Genomic DNA, 1,537 nt, shown 5'->3' on the forward strand with positions numbered 1-1,537 from the left:
GAGCGTTCCTGCTTGAGCAGTTCGGCCACCAGGAAAGCCATGTCGATGGATTGTTCGGCATTGAGGCGGGGATCGCAGACCGTGTGGTAACGGTCGCTCAAGTCCTCATGGCTGATGGCGCGCGCGCCGCCGATACATTCGGTGACATCCTGCCCCGTCATCTCGAGGTGAATGCCGCCGGCATAGGTGCCTTCCGCCGCGTGGATCGAGAAGAACGACTTCACCTCCGAGAGGATACGGTCGAACGGCCGGGTTTTGTAGCCGGTGTTGGATGAAATCGTGTTGCCGTGCATCGGATCGCACGACCAGACCACGACGCGGCCCTCGCGCTGGACGGCGCGCAGCAGGGACGGCAGATGTTCGCCGATCTTGTCGGCGCCGAAGCGGTTGATCAGCGTCAGGCGTCCCGGCTCGTTATCCGGATTGAGCACGTCGATCAGCTTCAGGAGTTCGTCGGCTTTCAGCGAGGGTCCGCACTTCAAACCGATCGGGTTCTTGATGCCGCGGAAATATTCGACATGGCCGTGATCGAGCTGGCGTGTGCGGTCGCCGATCCAGATCATGTGGCCCGAGGTCGCGTACCAGTCGCCGGTCGTGGAGTCCACGCGCGTGAAGGCCTGCTCGTAGCCGAGCAGCAGCGCCTCGTGGCTGGTGTAGAAGTCGGTGGCGCGCAACTCGGGATGGCTTTCGAGATCGAGGCCACACGCGCGCATGAAATTCAACGCGTCCGAGATGCGGTCGGCCAATTCCTTGTAGCGCCGCGACTGCGGCGAATCCTTCAGGAAACCGAGCATCCATTGGTGCACGGAGCCGAGATTGGCGAAACCGCCGGTGGCGAAGGCGCGCAACAGGTTGAGCGTCGCCGCCGACTGGCGATACGCCATCAACTGCCGCTGCGGATCGGGGGTGCGCGCCTGGGCCGTGAACGCGAAGTCGTTGACGATGTCACCGCGATAGCTCGGCAACTCGACGCCGTTGATCGTCTCGGTCGGCGCGGAGCGCGGCTTGGCGAACTGCCCGGCGATGCGCCCGACCTTCACGACCGGCAGCGCGCCGGCATAAGTCAGCACCACCGCCATCTGCAACAGCACGCGGAAGAAGTCGCGGATGTTGTTGGCGCCGTGTTCGGCGAAGCTCTCGGCGCAGTCGCCGCCCTGGAGGAGGAAGGCCTCGCCTGCGGCGACACGCGCAAGCGCCTTTTTCAGGTTGCGGGCCTCACCTGCAAAAACCAGCGGAGGAAACGTCGCAAGCTGCGCCTCGACATCCGCCAATGCCTTCGCATCGGGATATTGCGGCATCTGCTTCACCGGCTTGGTGCGCCAGCTATCGGGTGTCCAAGCGGATGTCCGAGCGGTGGACATGACGTTAACTCCTTCAAAAACCGCTACTTAACCTTGAAGCGCGGAGGGCCGCTATATACACAGGCGCGCGCCTCACCGCCAGTATGATGGAGCTGTCGCCAATCTGCACCTCTCTTCAAGCTCTAGCCGCAGGCTCCAGGACAACCCCTTGCGGTAAAAGCCTAATTCGCATTTGC

General features: G+C 62.9%; 1 protein-coding gene. It reads right to left on the bottom strand.

Translation table 11 applies throughout. The annotated features are described in order from the left end of the window. Window positions 1–1,361: class II 3-deoxy-7-phosphoheptulonate synthase (locus WB528_RS01635; protein WP_423886689.1), on the bottom strand; the 1,361-nt coding region annotated here is incomplete at its 3' end. Window positions 1,362–1,537: the final 176 nt, after the last annotated feature.

The sequence above is a fragment of the Bradyrhizobium sp. genome, from assembly GCF_049586575.1.
Classification (GTDB): Bacteria; Pseudomonadota; Alphaproteobacteria; order Rhizobiales; family Xanthobacteraceae; genus Bradyrhizobium.